This is a genomic window from Sphingomonas palmae, assembly GCF_900109565.1.
Lineage (GTDB): Bacteria > Pseudomonadota > Alphaproteobacteria > Sphingomonadales > Sphingomonadaceae > Sphingomonas > Sphingomonas palmae.
This window is the reverse complement of sequence record NZ_FNZZ01000001.1, coordinates 583,251-602,650: the sequence shown is the minus strand read 5'-3', so window position 1 is coordinate 602,650 and position 19,400 is coordinate 583,251. Positions and strand designations below refer to the sequence as shown.

Below are 19,400 nucleotides of genomic sequence, written 5' to 3'. Positions count from 1 at the left end.
ACCTAAGCGGACGCCCGAACCGGTCGTGATTACCAGGGGCGAACGATCGGCCCGGTGATCAGCGCGAAAATAAACGCGAGCATGATTTTCTCCCAGAAACGCCTTCCCGTCGGAAGGCTGTTCTTGGTTAAGCGATCTTAAGGTTTTCATCAACGCGGTTAACTGGTCATTAACCATCTATTTTGGTCTTAAGCCATTCTTCAGTCCTGCGCGCCTAATTCCGGTGCATGGACGCGTCCGCCAGCACCGCCGAGCTCATCCACGCCGTCGCGCACACGCGGTCGCCGTGCCGGTTCCACGTCTTGGTGGAGGCGGCGAACTTCACCTATCTGCGCCGCTACCTGGGCTGCGCGCGTGCCGACGTGCTCGTCCAGGACATGGTGGACCGGCTACGCCTGACCTTGCCAGAGGCGCGTGCACGCGCGATCGGCCGCAACCTCGTCGAGCTGGATGTCGAGGGCGACGTGCCCGAACAGCTTGAAACGCTGATGGCATCTGCCTGTCGCGGGTTCGACGAGCCGCTCGACCTCGACGGTGAGCCGCACCGCGTCAAGATCGTGATCGCGGGCGCGGTTGGGGGCTGGCACACCGACGAAGTCACGCTGGCCGAGGAAGCCGAGCGCGCGCTCGCCAAGGCACGCGAATACGACAAGCCCGTTACGCAGGCGATCGAAGCGCTCCCGCACGATGCGAAGAAACTGGCGGAAGAGCTCGATCTCGCGATCGATCGTGGCGAGCTGGTGCTGTTCTACCAGCCCAAGGTGCATGCGCGCCGGCAGGAGATCACCAGCGCGGAGGCGCTGATCCGCTGGCAGCATCCCACCCGCGGGCTGATCCTGCCAGGCGACTTCATTCCGGTGGCGGAGCAGGCGCAGCTGATCCGGAGGCTGACGCTGTGGACGATCGAGCAGGCGATCGCCGATTCAGCCAAGCTGCACAACGCCGGCCATGATTTACGGCTGTTCGTCAACATCTCCGGTCAATTATTGTCAGACGACCTGTTCGTGGCGAATGCCTGCCGCATGGTGGCGGGCAGTGACGCGGCGCTCGGCTTCGAGGTAACCGAAACGTCAGTCATCCGTGATCCCGAGAGTGCGATCGCGAACCTGCAACGCTTCGCCGACATCGGCATTCGTGTCGCGATCGACGACTATGGCGCGGGTCTGTCGAGCCTTGCCTACCTAAAGCAATTGCCCGCTCGCGAACTCAAGATCGACAAATTGTTCGTCACGCAGCTGACGAGTTCAAACCGCGATCCGCTGATCGTCCGCTCGACCATCGATCTCGCACACGCGCTTGACATGGAAGTTGTCGCCGAGGGCGTAGAAACGCACGCGGCGCTCGCGCTGCTAACGGTGATGGGGTGCGACATGATCCAGGGTTTCCTGATCAGTCGGCCGATCGCGTTCGATGCTTTTGTCACCTTCCTGCGCGAGGATCGCCACCGCCGCGCACCTGAGGTCACGCGAGACAGCTTCAACCGACTGGCGGCAACGTGGAAGCGCGGCTGATCGCTCGGCTTCAAAAGCCGCTGCTGATCGCGAGCTGTTGGCTCTGCTTATCGGCAGCAAACACAGATGATCAAAGGGCGGTCAACATAGCGTTTGATCGGGCTATTGGCGCTGCGAAGAACGCGATGCTGGTTTCTGCAAGCGAGGCGGAGTCGGCGGCTGAACAAGCTGGGTCGATTGCAAGTCGGTTCACCGATGCTCGTACCCGCGACATCGCTATCGCCACAGCGCTGTGGTTGCGCGGAGAAGCGGAAAGCCGAGATGCGAAACCCTTGGCGGCTATCGCGCTACTCGAGCGAGCCGATCGGCAGGTCTCCTCCATCAAGCCTGCACCGCCCGTCTATGCCGACATCCTGCTCTCCAAGAGCGGATCGATGATCGAAGTAGGGCGTACGGCGGCGGCACTGCCGACACTTCTGCATGCGCATGACCTGTTCATCGAGCAGGGGAACAGGCGCGGACAAGCGAAGGCGCTGATCACGCTAGCGCTCTTGTACGATGGAGCACGTGATCAGGCGTCGGCGCTTCGCTATTTCGGCCAAGCCATTGACGTGTACACCGCCGACCCGGGCCTTCTCGTGTCTATGTATTTGGGCCGGGGGGATTCTTACACAGAGGCGCGTGAGTATGACAAAGCCGTACGTGACTTTGCGCGCGCTTATCGTCTCGCGGCGAAGCTGGACAGCGCCAGCATTTCGGGCATCACTCTTGGTAACATCGCCAACGTCCGCCTGCTGCAGGGACGGTTATCGGACGCAGATGTTGCGATCGCACGCGGCTTGTCGATGTCTGCTAGCCCCGAAGGCCGTTCGGTCCGCCCGACCTTCCTACGGCTTGCCGCTCAATCGGCATTGCAGCGCAGCAATCTGACGCGCGCGCGGGCGCTGATCGACGAGCGTTTCGCCGGTGTCGATCTGACCCGTACGATCCTGACCGAACGCGACGATCACCAGACGGCCTATTCGATCTACGCCGCGCTACACGAGGATCATCTGGCGCTTCAGCATCTCGCGGCGCTCAAGCGGCTCGACGATCAGGCAACCGAGGTCGCGCGCTCGAACAGCGCCGCGCTGGCCGCGGCCCGCTTCGATTACGCCAACCAGGAACTGCGCATCGCCAAGCTGAAAGCGGACGAACTGCAGACCACGGTGTCGCACGAGCGCGAGCAGGCGCGGATGCAGCGCACCGTCTTCGTCATCGCCGCGCTCGGCGTGGCACTGGTGATCGGATTGCTGACGTTCGGCATGTGGACGCTTCGGCGCAGTCGCGACCGGCTGCGCGTCGCGCGCGACAAGGTGGCCCGCGCGCTCGCGGTCAAGACCGAGTTCCTCGCGGCCACCAGTCACGAGATCCGCACGCCGCTGAACGGGATATTGGGCATGACCGAGGTCATGATCGCTGACCGGCAACTCGACCCCGAGACACGCGACCGCCTGTCGGTGGTGCACGGCGCTGGCGTGACGATGCGCGCGCTCGTCGACGATATCCTCGACGTGGCGAAGATCGAAACCGGCAAGATGACGCTCGAGCAGGCGCCGCTCAATCTCAAGCGCACCATCGACGAGGCATGCCGGCTGTGGCGCGAGCAGGCGCAGGCGAAGCGGCTGTCGTTCGACGTGCAGATCGATGATTGCCCGGGCTGGATCGTCGGCGATGCGGTCCGCTTGCGGCAGATCGTGTTCAACCTGCTCTCCAACGCGGTCAAGTTCACGCCGGCGGGGTCGGTGAGCGTCGCGGTTGCCTGCACCGGCGACTGGTTCCACGTCACGGTCGCCGACACCGGGATCGGCATCGCGCCCGAGGCACACGAAGTGATCTTCGACTCGTTCCGGCAGGCGGATGCAGGGACGACTCGACAGTTCGGCGGAACGGGGCTCGGCCTCTCGATCTGCCGCAGCCTGTCGCGCGCTATGGGCGGCGACGTAACCGTGGTGAGCGCGCTGGGGCAGGGAGCGGTGTTTACGCTCGACCTGCCGTTGATCCCAGCGGAAGCGCTCGCCGACCTCGTCGAAGCGCCGCCTATCCTGCTGGTCGTCCGCAGCCCGATCACGCGTGCAATGCTCAAGACCCTGTTCGAGGAACACGGCAATCTGGTTTGCGCGGCCGATCTGACCGAGGCGCGCGAGATCGCAGACGACCGCACCCTCGATCGCGTCCTGATCGATGTGGACGAGGGTCTGCTCGACGACTCAGAAATGCCTTTGGGACTTGGCGCATTGCGAGACGCCGCACCGATCGCGCTGCTCACGCCCGCGCTCAGCGCCGATAGCCGCGCGCGCCTGCTCGCCAGCGGGGTCGATGCGGTGATCGAGCGTCCCATCGGCAAGAAGATACTCGTTGATCGCGTCATGCGGCTTGAACGGGTGCTTGTGCGCGGCGCGGCTTAGGCTAGGGTGTGCTAGTGAAACGAAACACGAGCATCACTACGTCGAAACGGACGACCGGTACATGAACGTTCTCTTCATCGAGGACGATCGCATGAACCGGCGCGTCGTGCGCGACATGCTCGATGTCGCCGGCGCGCATATGGAAGAGGCCGAGAGTGCGGAAATCGGCCTTGACCGGATCGAAGCCGAGGAGTTCGATATGATCCTCGTCGATCTACGCATGCCCGGCATGGACGGGCTGACCGCGATACAGCACATTCGCGCGCGCGATGATGCCAAGGGCAGGCTGCCGATCATCGTCGTCACCGCCGATCGCGCGGTCGACCTGCGCGAACGCTGCCTTGCCGCGGGCGCCGACGACGTCATCTTCAAGCCCGTCGCGATGGACTCACTCTTCGACGCGATGGGCCGCCTGCTCGCCACCGGCGGCGACGACGAACTAATCTAGCCGAACTGCTTGGCAGGTCGCGGCAGTGCGGAGCCCGCCGGCTGCGGTGGGCCGCGGCGCCCGGCGTCCTGCTCTGGCGAGGGTGCCCAGCCGGTCAGAAACATGATCTCGAACCGCTCCGACGTGCGACCATCCGCGTCGGCACGCGCTGCAAACGCGGCGGCCGCGCGTGCCACCGTCTCGCGCCTGAGTGGCGAGCGATGGTTCAGAACGTTCGCTCCGCCCATGCCGCGCACGTCATCCAGCAACCGCATCAGCGAGCCGTAGCGCACGGTCAGCGTTTCCGCATCGGCGACCGGCAGCCGAAAGCCCGCGCGCAGCAGCAGGTCGCCCGCGGATCGCACCTCCACTTGCGGGTGGATGCGCACCGCCGGCCTGTCGGCTTCTGCCTCACGCAGCACTGCGCGCAGCGTTGCGAGCGATCCCGCGCCGAGGAAAGCGCCGATAAAAAGCCCCCCGGGGCGCAGCACGCGGCGGATCAGCGACAAGGCGCCAGGCAGGTCGCTGACCGTGTCGAGCGTGCCGGCTGCGACAATCAGGTCGAAGCTCGCGTCGGCGAACGGCAGCCGATCCTCGTCCCCCTGCACGCCGCCCGCCGCGACGGCGAAGGCGTGACCTGGATCGAAGCGTGCGATTCGCGTACCCGCGGGCGGCGCGAAGCTCGCATCGAAGCAGCCGAGATCGAGCACGTCGTCGAACTTGCGCAGCACCGCGCCGAGCCGCTCCTCGATGCCGTCGAGCATTACCGCGCGAATGAAGTCATGGTCGCGAAAAGCGGCGGCGGAGCGATCGCGCTGGCGCCGCCGCGCCGACCGGTCGAAGATTTCGGGAGGCGAGGTCACCCGATCGCTTGTGGCGACGGGCCAAAGCCACGACAAGGGGGCGGGCGGGCAGGATCGGGGCAGCGAGCGCGATGCGGGCGGTGATGACGATGCTGGCGACGCTGCGCGACCTCGCATTACCTCCGCGCTGTCCGGGATGCGGAGAGATCGTCTCGGCCGCGCATCGTTTCTGCGCATCCTGCTGGTCGAGCCTGCGTTTTATCGGTCCGCCGTGGTGCGCCGGATGCAATCTTCCGTTTGACCATGATCGCGGGCAAGAGGCGCGATGTGCGGGCTGCTTGTCCGATCCGCCGAAGCACATGGGCGTTCGCGCCGCGGTGGCCTACGGCGCGGTCGCGCGAACAGTGGCGCTGCGACTCAAATATGCGCGACGCGTTGCCTATGCCGAGACTGCCGCGAGGCTGATGATACGGCATATGCCGCCGCAGGCCGATGTGCTGGTGCCGGTTCCACTCCACCGCTGGCGGCTGTGGACCAGGGGCTACAATCAGGCGGCGCTGATCGTGGATCATCTGTCGCGTCTCGGCAACGTGCCGGTTGATCGCACGACGCTGGAGCGTCACCGCGCTACCGCACCGCTTCGCGGCCACTCGCGCAGGGCACGGTTGCAGGCAGTACGCGCAGCATTTCGCGTACGCGGCGAGGGCGTAAAGGGGCGCAACGTCGTACTCGTCGACGACGTTTACACCAGCGGTGCAACGACGGACGCGTGCACTGCGGCGCTGCTCCGCGCCGGGGCAGCGAACGTGACCATTCTTGCCTGGACACGCGTGCTCGACGACGGTGGCATTTAGAATAGCCTGCGGATTGACAAGCCGGGTATGCAACCACAGGTCAGGCAGATGGCACAGGTCGAAATCTACACCAAGGCGTTCTGCCCGTATTGCGCACGCGCGCTGCGGTTGCTCCGCGACAAGGGTGCGCAAGCCAGCGAGACCGACATCACGATGGATCGCACCAAGCGCGAGGAGATGATCGCGCGCGCGAACGGGCGGACCACGGTGCCGCAGATCTTCATCGACGGCCAGCATATCGGTGGATGCGACGACCTCGTCGCGCTCGACCGCGCGGGCAAGCTAGACCCGCTGCTCGCCGCGTGAGCGTGCGCGGCTGGGCAAAGGACCGATGATCGTCTTCGACCTTCGCTGCTCGGGCGATCACGTCTTCGAGGCATGGTTCGGATCTACCGCCGCGTACGAGGATCAGCGTGCGCGGGGGCTGCTCGCCTGCCCGACCTGCGGTTCGGACGAGGTCGAGAAGGCGGTGATGGCGCCGCGTGTCGGCGCGAAGGGCAACAGTGTCGCGGCGAGCGGGAAGCCGGACATCAAAGCGCTGCTGAACGCCATTGCCAGCGCGCAGGCCGCCGCGTTGAAGAATTCAAACTGGGTCGGTCAAAATTTCGCCACCGAAGCACGCGCGATCCACGACGGCGAGAAGCCCGCTCGCCCGATCCACGGGCAAGCGACGCCGGCGGAAGCGCGCGCACTGATCGACGACGGCGTGCCGGTCGCGCCGTTACTCGTCCCGATCGTTCCACCGGAGTCGCTGAACTAGGCTGGCGCACCCGACAGGATTCGAACCTGTGGCCTCTGCCTTCGGAGGGCAGCGCTCTATCCAGCTGAGCTACGGGTGCCTGTCCCTGCGGTTAGCGCAGCTATTCGCGGGGCGCCACCACAAATTGGCTCAACGTGCGCGGGCGATCGTCACCGGTTGCAACGGCGCCAGGCCGCAGCTCGCGCCGCGTGTCGGTCCGCTGCCTTGGTAGAGCACGGTGATGATGTCTTGCGCGCACAATTGGCCGATCGACGTCGCGTAGCTGAAGCGGCGTTCGAACCCCAGCCCCGGGCAAGACTGCGGCAAGGTCACGCGGTAATATCGGTCGCGGCCGCCGGTCGTGCGAAAATCGACGACGCGGTCGCTGCGCACCAGGCTGTCGCGCAACTGCGTGATCGGCACGCAGTTGCGCGCAGGCCCGGTCGGCGTCGCCTCGGGAACGGTATTGCGGTCGTGTGCAGCGCCGGGTGCGGCGAGGAGGACGAGGCAGCAGGCGAGGGCGGCGTAGCGCATGGTTACTCTCCGATCGCCGCCTTGTTGCTTTCCGTCTTAGCAGCGGGCGCTTTTGTAAGGGGCGGCGTCTTGGGCTTGAACGCGCACAGGTCCGATACGATGCACCGCCAGCACTCGGGCTTTCGCGCCTTGCAGGTGTAGCGTCCGTGCAGGATCAGCCAGTGATGCGCGTGCAGGCGGAACGGTTGCGGCGTCGCGTTGTCGAGCTTGAGTTCGACCGCGAGCGGAGTCTTGCCGCGGGCGAGGCCGGTGCGGTTGCAAACGCGAAAGATGTGCGTATCGACCGCGAAGGTTTCCGCGCCGAAAGCCGAGTTCATCACCACGTTCGCAGTCTTGCGCCCGACACCGGGTAGCGTTTCGAGCGCGTCGCGGTTCGCAGGCACCTCGCCGCCGTGATGGTCGATGAGCATCTGGCTGAGCGCGATGACGTTCTTGGCTTTGGTGTTGTACAGCCCGATCGTCTTGATGTGCTCCTTCAACCCATCGAGCCCGAGCGCCACCATCTTTTCGGGCGTGTCGGCGATGCGGAACAGCGCGCGCGTCGCCTTGTTGACGCCTGCGTCGGTCGACTGCGCCGACAGCGCCACCGCGACCAGCAGCGTGTAGGCGTTGACGAACTCCAGCTCGGTCTCGGGATGCGGGTTGGCCTCCGCCAGCCGGGCGTAGAATTCGACGACGTCCGCCTTCTTCATCGCTTACAGCCCGAGCACCTCTGCCATCTGATACCGTCCCGGCGTTCGGCCGGCGAGCCACAACGCTGCCTTTACCGCACCGCGTGCGAAGATGGTGCGGTCCTCGCCGCGGTGGCCCAGCTCGATCCGCTCGCCCTCGCCAGCGAAGATGACGTGATGGTCGCCCACGACGCTGCCGCCGCGCAGCGAGGAGAAGCCGATCGTCTCCTCCGTCCGCGCGCCAACCAGCCCAGCGCGACCGTCGACGCGCACTTCGGACAGTGTCGTGCCTCGCGCCTGCGCCGCCGCCTCGCCGAGCAGGATTGCCGTGCCCGACGGCGCGTCGACCTTGTGGCGGTGATGCATCTCGACGATCTCGATGTCCCAGTCTCTGCCGAGCCGTGCCGCCGCTTCGCGCACCAATATGCCCAGCAAGGTGACGCCGAGCGACGTGTTGCCCGTCTGCAGCACCGCAATTCGCTGCGCCGCCTCGTCGATCAAGGCGTGATGCGCGCTCGACAGACCGGTGGTGCCGATCACGATCGGCGTTCCCGCGGCGACGGCGGCGGCGAGATGCGGCTGGAGCGCGGCGGGCGTCGAGAAATCGACCAGCACGTCGGCTGCCTGCGCCAGCGGTACGGGATCGCCGCCCGCGTCGACGCCGCCCGCGATCCTGCCGCCTTCGTCGCCGACGATGGTGGCAATCGCGCGACCCATGCGGCCGTTGCTGCCGTAAATTCCGATCGCGGTCATCGTGCGGTGCTCCAAGTAGGGCGGGCGTCGGACGGGCGCTGCGGCAGGTAGGACGGCGTTGTCATGCAGGGCGCTATGGCACAGCGATGTGACAGGGGCGACCACGCGAACAGGTAAATTTGCGCTTGCTGCGGCTGGTCGGCTGGAGCGTGCCACCGCCTGACGCTTGCACCGCGGCGATCATCCGCTAGGCGCGGCTCCATGCCGCCCGAGGTCCTCCTGCCCGTCTTCGCTCCCTGGTTCGACATCGCGGGCCTGGCGGTCTTCGCCGCCTCTGGCGCGCTCGCCGCGGCGCAGCGGGGGCAGACGTTCGTGACGCTCGCCTTCTTCGCGCTGATTACCGGGGTGGGCGGGGGAACGGTGCGCGACCTGCTGATCGGCGCGCCGGTGTTCTGGGTCCATGACGCACGCGTCGCGGCGGTATGCCTGGGGGTCGCGGTGCTCGTATGGTTGACACCCGAGCGCTGGTGGCGGGGTGCGGCGCTCGACTGGTTCGACGCGATCGGGCTCGCCGCCTACGCGGTCTACGGCGCTGCGAAGGCGATCGGCTACGGCGTGCCGCCGCTGCCCGCGGCGTTGATGGGTGTCGTGACGGGCTGCGTCGGCGGGATCATCCGCGACGTTTTGGCGGGCGAGCCGTCAATCCTGATGCGACCCGAGCTGTACGTGACCGCGGCGGCGCTCGCTTCGGGCATGTTCGTCGGTTTGCGCGAATGCGGTGCCGATCCGCGCACCGCCGCGATCGTTGCCGCGCTGATGGGGTTTGGCCTGCGCGCCGCGGCGATCCGCTGGCACCTCGCATTGCCGGCCTATCGCGGGCGCCGCTGAGCGCTCAGTCCGATCTCGGCTTCGTGTAGGGTACGAATTGTCCTAGCGCGACAAAGCCGTGCGGGATCGTGGACGTGCGATCGAGCAGCCGAATGATATCGCCGCGACACAGGTTGGAGCCGAACGTCCGCGTGACGATGATATCATCGCGGTTGAGCTGTTTGGCCCCCTCCGGCGGCACGTTGACGTACAATCGCGTGCCGATCCGATAGACGACTGCGCGGCCGGTGACGATCGTGTTGCCGGTCACGTTGGGGAGCGAGATACAGTCGATCGGCTTCCCCGCGGCGCGCCCTTCGAGCAGCCTCTGCAGCTCGGCGTCGGGATCGGCGCGAGCCGCGGTCGCGGGCGACGTTGGTGTCGTCGCCACCAGCGTGAGCGCCGCGGCACCGAACAGCATCTGGAATATTTTCGGCATGGCAGGCCTCGTAGCAGAGGCCTGTTGAACGCAGACTGACCTGTCCGGCTCCGCGCGCCAGTGCGGCGCGCAGAGCCGGTTAGATCACAGCCCCAGCTTGGCGAGCAGCAGGTCTAGCAGCCGCATGTCGCCGGCGCGCGCGACAAGCGGTCCCGATCCGGCGCACTCCAGGCACTCGGCGCGCACGGCCGAACCCGACAGGAGCCGACGCGCGTCGCCGATCGCTAGTGCGGCCAACTGGCGCTGCTGCCACGCCATCCGCGACATCACGTCCGACCCGGCGTTCGCGTCATCGTCCTCGTCCCGGTTCCACTGCTTGGCGACCGTTGCCGCAAAGCCGGGCTGCTTTTCCAGGTAGACGATATCGGTCGGCTCCACCTTCGCGCGTTTCGCGGCTTCCGCCACCGCGTCGGACAGCGAGCCGAAGCGGTCGACGAGGCCGAGCTGGCGCGCCGGTCCGCCGAGCCAGACGCGACCCTGGCCGATCTCGTTGACGCGCGCGACGGGCAGATGACGTGACTGCGACACGCGGGTCAGAAACTGCATGTAGCCATGCTCGATCGTCGATTGGATCACCGTGTCGATCACCGGGTTGGTGCCCGCGAACACGTCCGGCTGGCCCGACAACGGCGTGGTGCGCACGCCGTCGCTGGTGATGCCGACCTTGGCGAGCGTGTTCTCGAATGTCGGGATCACGCCGAAGATCCCGATCGAGCCGGTGATCGTGTTCGGCTCGGCGAAGATCACGTCGCCCGCCGTCGACACCCAGTAACCGCCCGACGCGGCGAGCCCGCCCATCGACACCACGATCGGCAGACCGCGGCGCTTCGCCTCCAGCAGCGCGAGGCGAATCTTCTCCGACGCCAAGACCGATCCGCCAGGCGAGTCGACGCGGAGGACGAGCGCCTTCAGGTCGTTCTTTGCCAAACCCTTGTAGATCGCGTCGGACACGGTGTCGCCGCCCGCGGTGCCCGGACCCGCCTTGCCATCGACGATCGTGCCCGCGACGGTGACGATGCCGATCTTGCCCGTCTTCGGCAGCGGCTTTGCATCGACGTAAGCGTCATAGTCGATCGTGTTGAAGAAGCCGGCGGGCTTCTTGTCGTCGCCGCCCGCGATCTGCGCGACACGGCGCCCGAACGCGACGCGGTCGCCCAGGTGATCGACGATACCGCTGCGAAGATTGGCCTGCGCGACGTCGCCGCCCGCGGCTTGGACGACCTGCGCCGGATTGGCGAGCAGGCCTGTGATCTGTGCCTTGGGTCGGGCCTGCTGCACCGCGCTGCGCCATTGCTCGAACAACCCACCGTACAGCGCCTCGGACGCGGCGCGCGCCTCGGGGCTCTGGTCGGCGCGGATGTACGGCTCGACCGCCGACTTGAACTTGCCGACGCGGTAGACGTGCGCGTTGACGCCCAGCTTGTCGATCAGCCCTTTGTAATACATCTGCGTCCCGCCGGGCCCCTGGAACAGCGTGCCGCCCTGCGGATCCATCCAAATCTCGCTCGCGGCGGCGGCGAGGCGGTAGCCACCGTCGGTGTAGGCGATGCCCCAGGCGAGCACGGGCTTGCCCGCGCGGCGCACCTCGGCGAGCTTGTCGGCCACCTCGCCGAGCGCCGCCGGATAAGCGCCACCGAACTTCTCCAGATCAACCACCACCGCTTTGACGCGGTCGTCGCTCTTGGCAGTATCCAGCGCGCGGATGATGTCGCGGAGGCGATACTGCCGGCCGACCTGCTGGCCGCTCAGCAACTGGGTGAACGACACGTCCTCGGGCTGTTCAACGATCGGGCCATTCAGGTCGAGCACCAGCGCGCCATCCTTGATCGCCGGCGCACGGCTGCGCGCGTTCAGCGCGGCGAACAATGCACCGAAGAACAGCAGCAGCAGGACGAGCACCAGCGCGTCCTTGATGCCGACCAGCAGTTTCCACGCGCCCCGTACCAACTTCATGCGCACACCAGCTTCATGATCGCTATCCTCGCGGGCGAGTTCGCCCTTTGCGCACGGTGTTAGCGCGCCGTGTATGGCGTGAGCAATACGCTTCTATGGTCAACAGCCTTCCGACCGCCTAACGGCGACGGCGATGCACGCCGGCCCGACCACTCCCTCACCGCTCGACGAGCCGCGCCCGACGGGCTGGCGCGACGAGCTGTTCGCGCTCTCACGGCTCGCAGGACCGCTCGTCGCGGCAAATCTGTTGCAAATGGCGGTCGCCGCGGTCGACGTGATCTTTCTGGGGCGCATCGGCACGCTCGAGCTCGCGGCTTCGACGATGGGCGTGTTCCTGTTCAACCTGCTGCTCTACGCGGTCATCGGGCTGACCAGCGCCGCCGCACCGCTGATCGCGGCCGAGTTGGGGCAGCGCGCGCACGCGGTACGCGAGGTGCGGCGCAGCGTGCGCATGGCCTTGTGGGTCGGCGTCGCGGCATCGCTCGTCATCATGGCGATCCTCGCCAACGGTGAGCGGCTGCTGCTGCTGGCCGATCAGGACCCGCGCGTCGCCGCCAGCGCCGGACGCTTCCTCGACATCCTGTTGCTCGCGACGATCCCCGGCGTGGTCGCGGGCGTGTTGCGGACGGTGGCGGCGGCGCTCGGTCGACCTGGCTGGGCGTTCGTGGTGACCGGTCTCGCGCTGGTGCTCAGCATCTTGGTCAACTGGCTGCTCGTGTTTGGCAATGCCGGCTTCCCACGATTGGGACTCGAGGGATCGGCGATCGCCAGCGTGGTCAGCACGACGGGCATGGTCGCGGCCTATCTGCTGATCTTCTTCACCGACCGTCGCTTGCGGCGCTATCGCCTGTTCGGGCGCTGGTGGCGCCCAGAGTGGCCACGCGCGCGCGACATCGTGCGGCTGGGCATGCCGATCATGCTGACGTGGCTGTTCGAGGGCGCGCTGTTCGGCGGCGCCGCGATCCTGATGGGATTGATCGGGGTGACCGAGGTGGCGGCGCACGCGGTCGCGCTCAACATCGCGGCGGTCGCGTTTCAGGTGCCGTTCGGCGTCGCGCAGGCGGCGACAATCCGCGTCGGGCTGGCGTTCGGCGCGCAGGACGCGGTGTGGGTGGCAAGGGCAGGGCGCACCGCGCTCTCGCTCGGCATCGGCTTCATGGGGGTGAGTGCGATCGCGATGTGGCTCGCGCCGCGACTGTTCATTTCCGCCTACATCGATGTCGACGCGGCGCAGAACGCGGCGGTGGTGCCGCTCGCGCTGCGCTATCTCGCCGTCGCCGCGGTGTTCCAGCTCGTCGATGGTGCGCAGGCGGTTGCGGCGGGGGTGCTGCGGGGGTTGCAGGACACGCGCGTGCCGATGCTGGTGGCGCTGTTCGGTTACTGGGTGATCGGCTTCGGCACGGCGGCCGCGCTCGGCTTCGGCACCGCGCTCGCGGGTACGGGCATCTGGATCGGGCTGGCGGCGGGGCTGTCCGCCGTATCGGTGCTGCTGCTGTGGCGCTGGCGCGCGCGCGAGCGGCTCGGCCTGCTCCGCCCACGTTCGGTGTGATAAAAGGTTCCGAAAAGCTCATTCGCCCCCATTGACGCTGGATGAGGCGCCACACATATGCCGTCCCGCTGGCACTCGCCCTGTGGGAGTGCCAAAAAAGTGTCATCAATCGAAAAAGGGTTTCAGCAATGAACTTTCGTCCGTTGCACGACCGCGTTCTCGTCCGCCGCGTCGAGGCCGAGGAGAAGACGGCCGGCGGGATCATCATCCCCGACACCGCCAAGGAAAAGCCGCAGGAGGGCGAGGTCGTCGCCGCCGGCACCGGCACCAAGGCCGAGGACGGCAAGGTCACCCCGCTCGACGTCAAGGCCGGCGACCGCATCCTGTTCGGCAAGTGGTCGGGCACCGAGGTCAAGGTCAATGGCGAAGACCTGCTGATCATGAAGGAATCGGACATCCTCGGGATCGTCGGCTGATTCATCGGTTCGTCGCAACCCTCGCGCACACATGCGTAGGGGTGTGACTTTTGTGACTTTCCAATCCAACTGAAAGGGTAGCCAACATGGCAGCCAAGGACGTGAAATTCGGCCGCGACGCGCGTGAGCGCATCCTGCGCGGCGTCGACATCCTCGCCGATGCGGTCAAGGTGACCTTGGGGCCCAAGGGCCGCAACGTCGTCATCGACAAGAGCTTCGGTGCGCCCCGCATCACCAAGGACGGTGTGACGGTCGCCAAGGAAATCGAGCTCAAGGACAAGTTCGAGAACATGGGCGCGCAGATGGTGCGCGAAGTGGCCTCGAAGACCAACGACACCGCCGGTGACGGCACCACCACCGCGACCGTTCTCGCCCAGGCGATCGTGCGCGAGGGCATGAAGTCGGTTGCGGCCGGCATGAACCCGATGGACCTGAAGCGCGGCATCGACATCGCCGTCGCCAAGGTGGTCGAGGACGTGAAGGGCCGCTCCAAGCCCGTCTCGGGTTCGCAGGAAGTCGCCCAGGTCGGCATCATCTCGGCGAACGGCGATCGCGAAGTCGGCGAGAAGATCGCCGAGGCGATGGAGAAGGTCGGCAAGGAAGGCGTCATCACCGTTGAAGAGGCCAAGGGTCTCGACTTCGAGCTCGACGTCGTCGAGGGCATGCAGTTCGACCGCGGTTACCTGTCGCCCTACTTCATCACCAATCCGGACAAGATGACGGTCGAGCTGACCGATCCGTACATCCTGATCCACGAGAAGAAGCTGTCCAATCTGCAGGCGATGCTCCCGATCCTGGAAGCCGTCGTTCAGTCGGGTCGTCCGCTCCTCATCATCGCCGAGGACATCGAGGGCGAAGCGCTCGCCACGCTCGTCGTCAACAAGCTGCGCGGCGGCCTGAAGGTCGCAGCGGTCAAGGCACCGGGCTTCGGTGATCGCCGCAAGGCGATGCTCGAGGATATCGCGATCCTGACCAAGGGCGAGGTGATCTCGGAGGATCTCGGCATCAAGCTCGAGAGCGTCACGCTCGGCATGCTCGGCACCGCCAAGCGCGTCTCGATCGACAAGGACAACACCACCATCGTCGACGGTGCGGGTGAAGCCGACGCGATCAAGGGCCGCACCGAGGCGATCCGCCAGCAGATCGAGAACACCACCAGCGACTACGACCGCGAGAAGCTGCAGGAGCGTCTGGCGAAGCTCGCCGGCGGTGTCGCTGTGATCAAGGTGGGCGGTGCGACCGAGGTCGAGGTGAAGGAGCGCAAGGACCGCGTCGACGACGCGCTGCATGCGACCCGCGCCGCGGTTGAAGAGGGTATCGTTCCCGGTGGCGGCACGGCGCTGCTGTACGCGTCAAAGGCGCTCGACGGCCTGACGGGCCAGAACGAGGACCAGACGCGCGGCATCGACATCGTTCGTCGCTCGCTGACCGCGCTGGTGCGTCAGATCGCGCAGAACGCCGGTCACGACGGTGCGGTGGTCTCGGGCAAGCTGCTCGACGGCAACGACACCTCGCTCGGCTTCAACGCCGCGACCGACACCTACGAGAACCTGGTTCAGGCCGGCGTGATCGACCCGACCAAGGTCGTGCGCACCGCGCTGCAGAACGCAGCATCGGTCGCCGGCCTCCTCATCACCACTGAGGCGACAGTCTCCGAGGTGCCCGAGGACAAGGCAGCGCCGGCGATGCCGGGCGGCGGCATGGGCGGCATGGGCGGCATGGACTTCTGATTTTCGACCGGGGCAGGGAAGCCTGCCCCGGACAGAAAATCAGAACGGCCGGCGGGTCGGCGAAAGCCGAACCCGTCCGACGCCCAGCAGCGGCTCCGCCGCTGCCATCCTGCACGAAATGAGGGCCGAGCGGAGCGATCCGCCCGGCCCTTCTTTTGTTGGAGCAGACGCGTTATCTTGAGCGTCATGCGAAGCCATGCTGCCTATCAGCCGATCACGGTCGAGCAGTTCCTCGACATCGATTTCGGCACCGATCGCAAGTACGAGCTGATCGATGGCGTGATCGAGATGATGACCGGCGGCACGCCCGCGCATTCACGCGTGGCAGTGAACATCTTGGCTTTCTTGCACCGCAAACTGCGTGGTACCGGCTGCCGCGCCTACAATGCCGACATGGGACTGCGCGTCGATGACGTGAACTGCCGCTACCCGGATGTCAGCATCTACTGTGGCGACCCCGCCAGCCGCGAGCGGGAACAGGCCGAGCGCATCTATTCCGACCCGGTTGTCCTGTTCGAAGTGCTGTCACCATCGACGTCTAAGATCGATCGCGTCGACAAGCTGGAGCAATATCGCTCGATCGCCTCGGTCGACACAATCATCTTCGTCGATCCCGAACGCGAACTCAGCCGGGTGATTCAGCGGCTCGGCCCCACGTCGTGGCGTGACGACCTATTTGCGCAGCCGCACGACATCGACTTACCCGCGCTCAACCTGTCGATTCCGCACGACGAGATTTTTGCGCGCGACTGAATGTCCGCTCGTGCGTTCGGGCGGGAATGAGCAATGGTATACCCCTGGACGGCAAGATCCTCGGCTTCGGTCCTATGCTGCCGCTCGTCGCTGCGGGAATTGGCGCGTGGACGCTGCCCATCGATTGGAAACTCACTGCGCTTACCTGCGCGATCGTTTGGGGTGCGTTAATCTTGGCCTTCGTTGCCGGCGTGCGGCGTGGCTACGGCTTCGGCAACCCAAATGCGTCAAAGCCGACAGAGATCGCGGCAGCCTTGTCCTATTTCTCGATCGCCGGCCTTTCGCTGATCGTGCAGAACGTATCCACAGCGCTAGCGATCTTGACGGCAGGCTACGCGTTCGTCGCGCTGCTTGACCGACGCGCGGGACGCCGCGGCAACGCCCCAGCGTACTTCGCCAAGTTACGCGGGCCGCAGTTCCTGCTCGGCGCCGCAGGGTTGGCGGCATGCTGGGCGTGGTTGATGCACTGAGCGGCAGCCACGCCGCATAGGATCACTTCCGGTTCATCTCTTCCTGCAGCAGCTTGACGTCCTGGCCGCGGCCGCGTGGCAGGATCAGGATGTCGTTGCCACTCGCGACGACGATCAAGTTCTCGACGCCCACCATCGCGATCCGAGCGCCGTCGCTGCGCACCAGGCAGTTGCGGCTGTCGAGCACGATTGCGTCGCCGTTCACGACATTGCCGTGCTCGTCATTGTCGGCGATTGTATGAAGTGCGTCCCAGCTGCCGACATCACTCCACCCCATCGCGACCGGCACCACTGCCACGCGCTCGGCCTTCTCCATGACCGCATAGTCGATCGAGTCCGACGGCGAGGCCTCGAATGCAGTCTTATCGGGGTGCACCCGCACGCCATCGCGTTGCGCCCCCTCGAGCGACGCCTTCGCGGCCGCGAAGATGTCGGGTCGGAACTGCTCCAGTGCCTTTAGGTACGCGTCGGCGCAGAACAGGAAGATGCCACCGTTCCAGGCATGATCGCCGCTCGCGATCATCGCCTCCGCCACATCACGCTGTGGCTTTTCAACAAACCGAGCGACGCGGTGAACACCGGCAGCGACCTCATCACCCACCTTGATGTAGCCGTAGCCCGTCTCCGGTGCGTCGGGCGTGATCCCGAAGGTGACCATCCAGCCATCCTCGACCAGCGGCAATGCAACGTGGATCGCGGCGTGAAACGCGTCCGGATCGGCGATCACGTGGTCGGACGGCATGACGAGCAGCGGCGCCTTGCCGTCCGCCTCGAGCGCCGCCAGCGCGATCGCCGGCGCGGTGTTACGCCCCGCAGGCTCCAGGATGATCGCCTGCGGCGAGGCGGTGATCTCGGCCAATTGCGTCTCGACCTGATCGGCATGCGCCGCATTCGCGACCACGATGGGTGCTGCAAAGGCGTCGCCGTGCGCACGCGCCGCGGTCAGTTGCAGCATCGTCTCGGCCGCGGTCAGCGCCAGGAACTGCTTGGGACGCTCCGGCCGCGACATCGGCCACAAACGCGTTCCCGATCCGCCGGACAGGATCACCGGCACAATGGCTGACAAATGTATTCTCCTCAGTCCCCCCGCTGCCGCTCAAAACGGCAACGCAGGCGTAACGACCCGGCTGCTACAAAGCTCCACGTTCAGGAAATCTTTGCCAATTTACGCGAAAGCCTGTCGGAAAGGCTTACAACGCGAGGGCGCGGCCTCCATGACGCGGGTGTTCAAACATTACGTACCCAATGCGGTACTGCTGCTCGGGCTGCTCGACTTCATGCTGCTGCTGCTGGCAGCGGAGGCGGGGTGGCAGGTGCGTGCCTGGCAGATCGGCATGGACGTCGAGGGCGTCGCTACCCGCATCCCGCAATTGCTGTCGTTCGCGCTGCCGCTCGAGATCGCGATGGTCGCTGTCGGCGCTTACGGGATGCACGCGTTCGAGTCGTGGCGCTTCGCGACTGCCCGATTGCTGGTCGCCATATCGCTCGGCATCATTTTCCTGTCGCTGCTGTTCTTTCTAACGCCCGCCATTACCTTTTGGCGATCGAACTTGTTCTTCGGCATGATCTTTGCCATCGCCGGCCTCGTCGGGGTGCGTTTCGCGATTGGCAGTTTCATTCGCGGCGATGCGCTTCGCCGGCGCATCCTTGTACTGGGTGCGGGGCGTCGTGCGGCGAAACTCGCCCAACTGGCCGCTCGGCCGCGGGCAAGCTTCAAGATTGTCGGCAACGTCGCGATGGGGGAGCCGAGCACGGTCATCGACACCGCCAAAGGTCGTGACGCGATCGACAATTTGGCCGACTACGTGCTCGCCCTGGACGCGACCGAAGTTGTGCTGGCGATTGAGGAGCGTCGCAACTCGCTGCCGCTGCGCGACCTGTTGCGTGTCAAGACGACGGGTGTCGGGGTGATCGATTACTCCACCTTCCTTGAGCGCGAGACCGGACGCATCGATCTCGACAGCGTCAATCCGTCATGGCTGATCTTCTCCGACGGTTTCTCATCAGGCCGCATGCTGTCGAGCATGTTCAAGCGCGCGTTCGACGTCGCGGTCAGCCTGCTGCTGCTGGTCTTCGCGCTGCCGGTCGTTCTCGTCACTGCGCTGGCGATCAAGCTGGAGAGCCGCGGTCCGGCCTTTTATCGTCAACGTCGGGTCGGGCTCTACAACCAGCCCTTCGACATCCTCAAGCTGCGTTCGATGCGCCAGGACGCGGAGTTGGCCGGGACCGCGGTATGGGCAGCGGAGGACGATCCACGGATCACGCGTATCGGCAAGCTGATCCGCAAAGTGCGGATCGACGAACTGCCGCAATGCTGGAGCGTGCTGAAGGGCGAAATGAGCTTCGTCGGGCCGCGCCCCGAGCGCCCGCAATTCGTTGCCGACCTGGAGCGTGAACTACCATTCTACGCCGAGCGTCACATGGTGAAGCCGGGTATAACCGGCTGGGCGCAGATCAATTATCCTTATGGTGCGTCGACCGAGGATGCGCGGCACAAGCTCGAATACGACCTTTATTATGCGAAGAACTATACGCCGTTCCTAGATCTGCTGATCCTGTTGCAGACGCTGCGCGTCGTGCTGTGGCCAGAGGGCGCGCGCTGAG

General features: G+C 65.9%; 20 protein-coding genes, 1 tRNA gene and 1 pseudogene. 14 read left to right on the top strand and 8 right to left on the bottom strand.

The genetic code is table 11. The annotated features are described in order from the left end of the window. Window positions 1–227 precede the first annotated feature (227 nt). The 3 genes from BMW51_RS02935 (at window position 228) to BMW51_RS02925 (ending at window position 4,346) form a co-directional block, all read left to right on the top strand. Window positions 228–1,511, top strand: a complete 1,284-nt coding sequence (locus tag BMW51_RS02935; protein ID WP_093003133.1) for an EAL domain-containing protein — start codon at window positions 228–230, stop codon at window positions 1,509–1,511. Between the two features lie 785 nt (window positions 1,512–2,296). Beyond that, window positions 2,297–3,898: an ATP-binding response regulator gene (locus BMW51_RS02930; protein ID WP_177171491.1), complete on the top strand. Its 1,602-nt coding sequence runs from the start codon at window positions 2,297–2,299 to the stop codon at window positions 3,896–3,898. A gap of 61 nt (window positions 3,899–3,959) precedes the next feature. Continuing rightward, window positions 3,960–4,346 carry a response regulator gene (locus tag BMW51_RS02925; RefSeq protein ID WP_093003129.1) on the top strand — a complete coding sequence of 129 codons (387 nt, stop codon included), beginning with the start codon at window positions 3,960–3,962 and terminating at the stop codon, window positions 4,344–4,346. Here the strand turns inward: BMW51_RS02925 and BMW51_RS02920 are convergent. Continuing rightward, window positions 4,343–5,188, bottom strand: a complete 846-nt coding sequence (locus BMW51_RS02920; protein ID WP_245708250.1) for a class I SAM-dependent methyltransferase — start codon at window positions 5,186–5,188, stop codon at window positions 4,343–4,345. The two genes, BMW51_RS02925 and BMW51_RS02920, sit on opposite strands and share 4 nt — an antisense overlap. Window positions 5,189–5,259: 71 nt before the next feature. Here BMW51_RS02920 and BMW51_RS16420 point away from each other — a divergent pair. From BMW51_RS16420 to BMW51_RS02905, 4 genes and pseudogenes are all read left to right on the top strand, one after another. Next, window positions 5,260–5,409, top strand: a pseudogene (locus BMW51_RS16420) (double zinc ribbon domain-containing protein); the annotation flags it as partial. A 57-nt stretch (window positions 5,410–5,466) separates the two neighbouring features. Then, on the top strand, window positions 5,467–5,982 hold the full coding sequence (locus tag BMW51_RS02915; RefSeq protein WP_425440969.1) for a ComF family protein: 516 nt from the start codon (window positions 5,467–5,469) through the stop codon (window positions 5,980–5,982). 48 nt (window positions 5,983–6,030) lie between these two features. Beyond that, window positions 6,031–6,288, top strand: a complete 258-nt coding sequence (gene grxC / locus BMW51_RS02910) for a glutaredoxin 3 (RefSeq protein WP_093003123.1) — start codon at window positions 6,031–6,033, stop codon at window positions 6,286–6,288. A 25-nt stretch (window positions 6,289–6,313) separates the two neighbouring features. Continuing rightward, the gene (locus BMW51_RS02905) at window positions 6,314–6,742 is read left to right on the top strand and encodes a DUF1178 family protein (protein ID WP_093003121.1); all 429 of its coding nucleotides are present in this window, start codon (window positions 6,314–6,316) and stop codon (window positions 6,740–6,742) included. 2 nt (window positions 6,743–6,744) lie between these two features. Here the strand turns inward: BMW51_RS02905 and BMW51_RS02900 are convergent. From BMW51_RS02900 to dapB, 4 genes are all read right to left on the bottom strand, one after another. Further along, window positions 6,745–6,821: transfer RNA gene (locus tag BMW51_RS02900), tRNA-Arg, on the bottom strand. A gap of 50 nt (window positions 6,822–6,871) precedes the next feature. Further along, window positions 6,872–7,255, bottom strand: coding sequence for a hypothetical protein (locus tag BMW51_RS02895; protein ID WP_093003119.1), 384 nt, complete (start codon window positions 7,253–7,255; stop codon window positions 6,872–6,874). A gap of 2 nt (window positions 7,256–7,257) precedes the next feature. Further along, window positions 7,258–7,947 (bottom strand): endonuclease III, encoded by a 690-nt coding sequence (gene nth / locus BMW51_RS02890; protein ID WP_093003117.1) that lies wholly within the window; start codon window positions 7,945–7,947, stop codon window positions 7,258–7,260. Window positions 7,948–7,950: 3 nt separating this feature from the next. Next, window positions 7,951–8,679: a 4-hydroxy-tetrahydrodipicolinate reductase gene (gene dapB / locus BMW51_RS02885; protein WP_093003842.1), complete on the bottom strand. Its 729-nt coding sequence runs from the start codon at window positions 8,677–8,679 to the stop codon at window positions 7,951–7,953. Between the two features lie 201 nt (window positions 8,680–8,880). Between dapB and BMW51_RS02880 the strand changes: the two genes are divergently transcribed. After that, window positions 8,881–9,507: a trimeric intracellular cation channel family protein gene (locus BMW51_RS02880; protein ID WP_093003115.1), complete on the top strand. Its 627-nt coding sequence runs from the start codon at window positions 8,881–8,883 to the stop codon at window positions 9,505–9,507. Between the two features lie 4 nt (window positions 9,508–9,511). On the opposite strand, the gene BMW51_RS02875 is transcribed toward BMW51_RS02880, so the two are convergent. Then, on the bottom strand, window positions 9,512–9,925 hold the full coding sequence (locus BMW51_RS02875; RefSeq protein WP_245708249.1) for a hypothetical protein: 414 nt from the start codon (window positions 9,923–9,925) through the stop codon (window positions 9,512–9,514). Window positions 9,926–10,009: 84 nt separating this feature from the next. Beyond that, window positions 10,010–11,878 (bottom strand): signal peptide peptidase SppA, encoded by a 1,869-nt coding sequence (sppA, locus tag BMW51_RS02870; protein WP_093003113.1) that lies wholly within the window; start codon window positions 11,876–11,878, stop codon window positions 10,010–10,012. A 133-nt stretch (window positions 11,879–12,011) separates the two neighbouring features. On the opposite strand from sppA, the gene BMW51_RS02865 reads away from it, so the two are divergent. The 5 genes from BMW51_RS02865 (at window position 12,012) to BMW51_RS02845 (ending at window position 16,796) form a co-directional block, all read left to right on the top strand. Beyond that, window positions 12,012–13,427 (top strand): MATE family efflux transporter, encoded by a 1,416-nt coding sequence (locus BMW51_RS02865; protein ID WP_093003111.1) that lies wholly within the window; start codon window positions 12,012–12,014, stop codon window positions 13,425–13,427. Between the two features lie 128 nt (window positions 13,428–13,555). Beyond that, entirely contained in the window at window positions 13,556–13,843 is a 288-nt protein-coding gene (gene groES / locus BMW51_RS02860) for a co-chaperone GroES (RefSeq protein ID WP_093003109.1), read from the top strand. Between the two features lie 86 nt (window positions 13,844–13,929). Further along, window positions 13,930–15,573, top strand: a complete 1,644-nt coding sequence (gene groL, locus BMW51_RS02855) for a chaperonin GroEL (RefSeq protein ID WP_093003107.1) — start codon at window positions 13,930–13,932, stop codon at window positions 15,571–15,573. Window positions 15,574–15,759: 186 nt separating this feature from the next. After that, window positions 15,760–16,326 (top strand): Uma2 family endonuclease, encoded by a 567-nt coding sequence (locus tag BMW51_RS02850; protein WP_093003105.1) that lies wholly within the window; start codon window positions 15,760–15,762, stop codon window positions 16,324–16,326. A 26-nt stretch (window positions 16,327–16,352) separates the two neighbouring features. Continuing rightward, window positions 16,353–16,796, top strand: a complete 444-nt coding sequence (locus tag BMW51_RS02845; protein ID WP_093003103.1) for a DUF3429 domain-containing protein — start codon at window positions 16,353–16,355, stop codon at window positions 16,794–16,796. A 22-nt stretch (window positions 16,797–16,818) separates the two neighbouring features. On the opposite strand, the gene BMW51_RS02840 is transcribed toward BMW51_RS02845, so the two are convergent. After that, window positions 16,819–17,862: a mannose-1-phosphate guanylyltransferase/mannose-6-phosphate isomerase gene (locus BMW51_RS02840; RefSeq protein ID WP_281243228.1), complete on the bottom strand. Its 1,044-nt coding sequence runs from the start codon at window positions 17,860–17,862 to the stop codon at window positions 16,819–16,821. Between the two features lie 148 nt (window positions 17,863–18,010). Between BMW51_RS02840 and BMW51_RS02835 the strand changes: the two genes are divergently transcribed. Next, a complete protein-coding gene (locus tag BMW51_RS02835; RefSeq protein ID WP_093003099.1) occupies window positions 18,011–19,399 on the top strand; it encodes a TIGR03013 family XrtA/PEP-CTERM system glycosyltransferase in 1,389 nt (462 codons plus the stop codon). Window position 19,400 lies beyond the last annotated feature (1 nt).